This window comes from Kocuria tytonicola, from assembly GCF_003687455.1.
Lineage (GTDB): Bacteria > Actinomycetota > Actinomycetes > Actinomycetales > Micrococcaceae > Kocuria > Kocuria tytonicola.
Window position 1 is genome coordinate 1 of sequence record NZ_PHOA01000117.1, and the last position, 6,761, is coordinate 6,761.

Annotated in this window: 7 protein-coding genes; 4 read left to right on the top strand and 3 right to left on the bottom strand. The window is 72.3% G+C overall.

The annotated features are described in order from the left end of the window. The coding region (locus tag CWC38_RS10385) for a TSUP family transporter (protein ID WP_165860400.1) at window positions 1–392 on the top strand (392 nt) is incomplete at its 5' end. A 272-nt stretch (window positions 393–664) separates the two neighbouring features. Then, on the top strand, window positions 665–2,116 hold the full coding sequence (locus tag CWC38_RS10390) for an MFS transporter (protein WP_165860401.1): 1,452 nt from the start codon (window positions 665–667) through the stop codon (window positions 2,114–2,116). A gap of 141 nt (window positions 2,117–2,257) precedes the next feature. Here CWC38_RS10390 and CWC38_RS10395 read toward each other — a convergent pair whose 3' ends face one another. Together CWC38_RS10395 and CWC38_RS10400 are read right to left on the bottom strand one after the other, a co-directional pair. After that, the gene (locus CWC38_RS10395; RefSeq protein WP_121846667.1) at window positions 2,258–3,487 is read right to left on the bottom strand and encodes an MFS transporter; all 1,230 of its coding nucleotides are present in this window, start codon (window positions 3,485–3,487) and stop codon (window positions 2,258–2,260) included. A 180-nt stretch (window positions 3,488–3,667) separates the two neighbouring features. Continuing rightward, entirely contained in the window at window positions 3,668–4,417 is a 750-nt protein-coding gene (locus CWC38_RS10400) for a rhomboid-like protein (RefSeq protein WP_121846671.1), read from the bottom strand. A 209-nt stretch (window positions 4,418–4,626) separates the two neighbouring features. On the opposite strand from CWC38_RS10400, the gene CWC38_RS12595 reads away from it, so the two are divergent. Together CWC38_RS12595 and CWC38_RS10405 are read left to right on the top strand one after the other, a co-directional pair. After that, complete coding sequence (locus CWC38_RS12595) at window positions 4,627–4,755, top strand: hypothetical protein (protein WP_276309579.1); 129 nt, start codon at window positions 4,627–4,629, stop codon at window positions 4,753–4,755. Further along, window positions 4,752–5,294, top strand: a complete 543-nt coding sequence (locus CWC38_RS10405; RefSeq protein WP_121846668.1) for a gluconokinase — start codon at window positions 4,752–4,754, stop codon at window positions 5,292–5,294. Before CWC38_RS12595 ends, CWC38_RS10405 begins: the two co-directional genes overlap by 4 nt. A gap of 54 nt (window positions 5,295–5,348) precedes the next feature. Here CWC38_RS10405 and rlmC read toward each other — a convergent pair whose 3' ends face one another. Continuing rightward, window positions 5,349–6,485, bottom strand: coding sequence for a 23S rRNA (uracil(747)-C(5))-methyltransferase RlmC (gene rlmC, locus CWC38_RS10410; RefSeq protein WP_121846669.1), 1,137 nt, complete (start codon window positions 6,483–6,485; stop codon window positions 5,349–5,351). Window positions 6,486–6,761: the final 276 nt, after the last annotated feature.

Genomic DNA, 6,761 nt, shown 5'->3' on the forward strand with positions numbered 1-6,761 from the left:
CCCCCCGCCGTGCCACGGCGGTTCCCGCCGGAGTGGTCGGCGGCTTCTTCAACGCCACCGCCGGTGTGGCCGCCCCGGCCATGGTGATCTACTCTCGCGTGACCCGGTGGGACCAGGTGCGCTTCGTCGCCACCATGCAGCCCGTGTTCATGGGCATGGGTGCCCTCTCCACGGCCTCCAAGCTCGCCGCCGGGGTGCACTTCTCCCTCCCGGTCCCCGCCGTGGTGGCGCTGGCCGCCCTGGTGGCCACGGTCCTGGCCGGCATCGCGGTGGGGACGTGGCTTTCCCACCACCTGAGCAAGGCGACCGCGCAGAAACTGGCCATGGGGCTCGCGGCCGCAGGCGGCGTCGTCGTGGTGGTCCGCAGGGCGCTCACGCTGCTGGCGGGCTGAGGGGACGACGCCGCTCCCCGCGCACGCGGGTCGGGCAGCGATGCCGGCGGCTGCCATGAGCATGGTGGCCGCCGCTCCCCGCGCACGCGGGTCGGGCGCCCCGGGCCGCCTGCGAACCACCGCGTCGGGCGCAACGCGCCGACCCATCATGCCCGCCTGTGAGTAGCATGGACGTCTCTCCCGCGGTTCCTGCGGGATCCGCGGACCCCAGGCCCGGCCGACCCGGCGCTCCGGGCCCCGCCACTCGCTCACGACCCCGAGAGGTGTCCTGCATGTCCTCCCCGTCATCCACTCCCCCCGCACCGGAGGCAGCCCCCGCCGGACGTCCCGGCCGGGGCCTGCGCTGGCTCGCGGCACCCGCCGCGGCGCCGCGGCTGCCCGAGACCGAGATCGGCCGCCGCTATCCGCGGCTGCGGCTGCAGGTGTTCATCGGCATCTTCCTGGGCTACGCGGGCTTCTACCTGATCCGCAACAACATCTCGCTCATCGCCCCGCTGCTGCTGGACGAGGGCACCATCACCACCGTGGGCATCGGCATCATCGGCAACGCCGTGCTGCTGGCCTACGGATTCTCCAAGTTCTTCTCCGCCACCATCTCGGACCGCTCCAACGCACGCTACTTCCTGCCGATCGGCCTGGCCCTGTCCGCCGTGGCGAACCTCGTGGTCGCGTTGGTCCCCGCGGTGTCCGCATCGGTCGCCCTGTTCGCCACGGTGATGTTCCTCAACGGCTGGGTGCAGGGCATGGGCTGGCCGCCCTGCGGGCGCGTGCTCGTGCACTGGTTCTCCACCAACGAGCGCGGCTGGAAGACCGCCATCTGGAACACGGCGCACAACGTGGGCGGCATGGGCGTGGGAGCACTCGCCGCGCTCGGCCTCGCGATCACCGGCGACTCGTGGCAGTCCGCGTTCTGGGTTCCCGCCCTCGGCGCGCTGGTGGTGGCCGTGATCGCGTTCGTGCTGGTCCGGGACCGCCCCGAGGCCGTGGGACTGCCCCCGATCGAGGAGTACCGCAACGATCCCCCCAAGGTGGAGACGGACCTCGGTGAGCTGCAGGAGAGCTCCTACTGGCGGATCATCGTCAAACACGTGCTCCTGAACCCCACCATGGTGTTCCTGGCGCTGGCCAACGTGTTCATCTACTCCCTGCGCTACGGCGTGCTCTCCTGGGCCCCCACCTACCTGGCGGACCACCACGGCATGTCCCTCGCGCAGGGCATCGCGGGCTTCTCCCTGTTCGAGCTCGCCGGGATCTTCGGCACGCTCGCGTGCGGCTGGGTCTCGGACAGGGTCTTCCACGGCAACCGCAGCTGGACCGGAATCACCTTCATGGTGGGCGTGGGCGTGTTCCTGGTGGCCTACTGGCTGGCCCCGGTGGGCACCCCGTACTGGCTGCTCATGGTGTTCCTGTTCTTCATCGGTGCGTTCATCTACGGGCCCGTGATGCTCATCGGCCTGCAGGCCCTGGACATGTCCGCGCGCCACGTGGCGGGCACCGCGGCGGGCTTCACCGGTCTGTTCGGCTACGTCTTCGGTGCCACGCTCGCCTCCACGGGCGTGGGCTGGGTGGTGCACGAGTTCGGCTGGGGCGCCACCTACGGGCTGCTCACCATCTCCGTGGTGCTCACCATCGTGCTGCTGCTGTGCGTCCTGCCGCGCGAGAAGCGGCTCATGGCGCACCACCGCTCGCTGAGCGCCGAGAGGTCGGAGGAGCCCCGCGTCTGAGGCGCGCCACTCTCCGGGCGACGACGCCGCACGCCGCCTCGCGAGGGCCCGGCCCCACCCGCACACCGGGGGGCAGGCCCTCGTCGCACCGTGCGACAGTGGCCGACACCGCGGGCAGGGACGCGCGCAGCGGCGGGGAGGTCAGGACCGGGCGGCGTCGTGGGCTTCCAGCAGGTCCAGGTCCCGGACCTCGTGGCGGCGGCCGTAGACCATGATCCCCAGGCACACCGTGGCGATCACCGCGCCCGAGACGAAGAGCCACGGGTACGTGGTGAACTCTGCGACCAGCGCGAGCACCATGGGCACGAAGAAGCCGATGTAGGTCAGCGAGTAGAACACGGCGGTGAGCCCGGCGAGATCGTCCGGGCGCGCGATCCGCTGCACCTCCTGCAGCCCCGAGACCATCACCAGGCCGTAGCCGCAGCCGAGCACCGCGGAGGCCAGCAGAACCAGCGGCAGGCTGAGGGTCGCAGAGGCGAGCACCGCGGCGAGCATGCCGAGGATCACGGCACACATCCCCACCGCGAGGGAACGGATGGAGCCGTCCCGGTCCAGGCGCTTGCCCAGGGGCTGGATCACGAACCCGAAGCCCAGGCCCACCAGGCACATGAGCCCGGAGAACGCGATGCCGTAGCGGGGCCCCACCACATCCGCCATGAGCGCGGGCAGGATCGCGTACGCGGACGCCGCGCACCCGAACACCCACGGCGCGGAGGGGGCCACCACGAACCAGAAGCGGTGCTGGCGGGTGGCCGGGATCTTGAGGTCCGAGAGCAGGGAGGTCCGCGGCGCACCGGCCCGGCGGGTCTCTGGAGTCCCGGCCACCAGGAACACCGCGGGCAGGCAGATGAGCAGGTTGATCATGTACGGCAGAACGGTCTGCAGCGGCGCGAACTGCGCCAGAGCTGCTGCGAACGCGGCGCCCAGCGCGAAGCCCGCCGTCAGGGAGAGAGACGCCCGGCGGGCACCGGAGACCCGCTCCGGGTGCTCCTCGTACGGCCGCTCGGAGAGCTCCTTGATCCAGGACGTGCCCACGGCCATGCCCAGGCCCAGGGCGAGCCCGGAGAACACGCGGCCCACGAACAGCATGAACAGGCTCTCCGCGCCCACGGCCAGCAGGATGCTCCCCACCATGGCCAGCACCGGCGCGGGAATCATCAGCGTCCGCCGCCCGTGGCGGTCCGAGAGCGGCCCACCGATCAGCAGCGCCGGGACGATGCCCAGCACGTATGCCGCCAGGAGCATGTCCACGGCCACCTGCTGGTAGCCCTCCACCGTGCGGTACATGACCAGCAACGGGGTGAACTCGTTGCCTCCCCAGGCCACCGCGAGCAGTGCGGAGCTGACCCTCATCCAGGGTTTCAACCTCATGACGTCATTCCCTCGCTGTTGCCCTCGGGGATCGCGCGGAGCCGGTGCATGCGGCCCCGCTCGTACTCGTTGCATGCTAGGGCAGGGTGCGGTGCGTCACAAAACTCACCGGTAACCGTGCGGCGCGGCCCCGTCAGTACCCGTGCAGGCGCGCGCGACGGCGGCCCGGGCATGCCCGAGCTAGAGTTCCGCCTCGTAGATCCGCCGCGCCCGGACCCGGGCCTCGTGGTGCACCGCCGCCTCAGGCCGCACCAACCGGAAGCACGCGAATCCCATGAGGGCGGCCACGCAGTGGCCCACGGTGGCCCAGTTCAGGTCCACGGCGACGGCTGCCGCGAGCAGCACCGCGATCCCCCCGGCCCACAGCAGCCGCCGCCGCAGGGAGCCCTGGTACGTGGCCAGCGCCGCGAGCGCGGAGAAGCCGTAGCTGGCCCCCACGTCGATCAGCACGCGAGAGGGGTCCGGGTGGTTCTCCGCCCGGATCGCCCACACCTGCAGCCACGCCACGGCCACGGTGGCCAGCACGTGCCCCACTGAGAATCCCACCAGCACGCGCTGCCACCCGAAGCGGTGCTCCAGGGGCGCCACCACCAGGCTGAACCCCACCCACCAGACCACCAGCTCCCCGGGGGACACGTACATGGCGCTGCGCAGCAGGACGGTCACCGGGTTGGTGCTCAGCTCGTGCAGGTTGGTGGACTGCTCGGCCAGGAACGCCTTGCGCAGCGGCTCGCTCGTGTTCGCGAGCAGCCACGTGGTGAACGTGATCACCGTGAGGTACACGTACGTGAGCGGTGCTCGCCGCACCCAGCACCTCACCGGTTCGCCGCGGCGCACCCACCACGCGCCGATGCGGTGGAATCCCGGCCAGGAGTGCTCCACGGCGTAGACGAATCCCACGACGAGCAGCAGGAGCACGAGAGTGAACACCCGCACAGTATGCGCCCCCGCGGGACACGCGCGGGCGCCGTCGTCCCCCCGCACCGCAAGGGCTGCCTCCCGGACCCGGAGCCGGGCGGAACGGGGCACCCGGTACGACGGCGCCTGAGCCGGCCCGGCACCGGCCCCCAGCGCGGGGTCGGACACTCGTGGCATCGTTCTCCACGGACCCACAGGTCAGTTTTCCGGAGAGGACCACCATGAACCACGTCGACGACGACGCCCGCGCGGGCCGTTCCCGCACCGCACCGGTGCTCGCGGGACACCCCCGCGGCCGCACCAGCACCACCCCTGCGCACCGCGCGGCACCGGCGGAGGGCACGGAATGAGCGGGGCGGCACGCCCCGAGCTGCCGCCGCTCGTGGTGGTCATGGGGGTCTCGGGCTCCGGCAAGACCACCATCGGCACGCTCGTGGCGCACGAGCTGGGGGTGGAGTTCACCGACGGGGACAGCCTGCACCCCCTCGAGAACGTGGAGAAGATGGCCGCAGGGACCCCGCTGGAGGACGGGGACCGCTGGCCCTGGCTCGAGATCGTGGGGCGCACCCTGCACGAGTACGGCGAGCGCCGCGAAGGCCTCGTGGTGGCGTGCTCGGCCCTGAAGCGCAGCTACCGGGAGCGCATCCGCTCCCAGGCACCCTCGGCCCTGTTCCTGCACCTGGACGGCACCCTGGAGGTGCTGACGCGGCGCATCGAGGGCCGCAGCGGGCACTTCATGCCGGCCACGCTGCTGCAGTCGCAGATCGAGACCCTGGAACCGCTCACCCAGGAGGAGGGCGGCTACGTGCTGGACATCGACCAGCCCGTGCCGGACATGGTCCGGGAGGCCGTCACCCGGCTGCGCGCGCTCTCCGCCGCGCAGTCCTGAGCCCCACTGGCCCGTGCTGCTCGGCCCGGGCCGCACGGGCCCGGCACGCGGGTGTCACCGGCGCCGCAGCAGCACCGCCACCTCGTAGTGCCCGGTGTGGGGGAACATGTCCAGCAGCCGGGCTTCCACGGGCTCCAGGGACGGCATCCGGGCGAGGTCCCGGGCCAGGGTCTTCGCGTTGCAGGAGGAGTAGACCACGTGGCCCACGCCGGAGCCCTCCAGCCACGCGCACAGGCTCGCGTCCAGGCCCCGGCGCGGCGGGTTCACCACGGCGAGGTCCGGGGTGCCGGGCAGGTCCGCAGGGGTCGCGGCGGCGTCGGCCACCAGGAAGCGCACGGAACCGGGCCCGCGCTGCGGCAGGCCCATGGCGCGGGCCGTGTCCCGGGCGGAGGCCACGGCCTCGGCGGAGATCTCCGTGCCCACCACCTCCCGGTCCGGGCACGCCACGTGCAGCGCGAATCCGCCCACACCGCAGTACAGGTCCCACACGGTGGTGGGGTCCACGGCGTCCACCCAGTCCCGCACCTGGCGGTAGAGCTGGGCCGTGACCCCCGTGTTGGTCTGGAAGAACGAGCGGGGCCGCACGCGCAGGTCGATCCCGTTGACCGGCATGGACAGCTCTCCCTGCCCGCTCAGCAGGATCTCCTCGGGGCCCTCCAGCACGGCCTTGTGCTCGGGCTGCAGGTTCACGGAGACCACGTCCGCCGCGGGCACCAGGCGCCGCAGCTCGGCCAGGTTCTCCTGGATCTTGGGCAGCTGCCGCGTGCTGCGCAGCACGAAGCGCACCATGAGCCGCCCGGCCGGGTTGGCCGTGACGACCACGTGCTTGAGCTCACCGCGCGCCTTCCCCACGTCGTACGGCAGCAGCCGGGTCCACGCAGTGAACTCCGCGAGCCCGTGCAGCGCCCGGGTGATGGACTCGGGGTACAGCGGACAGTCCTCCAGGTCCACGCCGCGCGTGCCGTCCAGGATGCCCAGGGTGGGCTCCCCCACGCGCCCGGCCACCACCATCTTGGCCTTGTTGCGGACCCCCGCCTGCGCGGACGCCACCGGGGGCAGCCAGCGCGGCTCCCCGTGCGCACCGACCAGCTCGCGGACGAGCTCCTGCTTGCGCGCCAGCTGCTGCTCGTAGGGCACCTCGATGACCGTGCAGGACCGGCACAGGTCCCGGTCGTAGTATCCGCATTCCACCCGTCCGAGTGTACGGCGGCGTGGCCCCCGGGCCCTTTCCTCCGGGGCACGACGACGCCGCACGGCCGACTCCGCGCCCCGTCCCTCCGGGGCACCACCGCGCCGCACGGCTCTGCGCCCCGTCCTGTGCCACCTCACCCTTTTCTGCGCCGTCCCTTTCCGTCCCGCCCCGCCCGGTCCGCGTGTGGCGCGGCCCCGGGGATCGTGGCACCGTGACAGGGACAGCCGCCGACCACCTTCGAGGACACCAGCCATGAGCACCCCGCGCCCCACCCC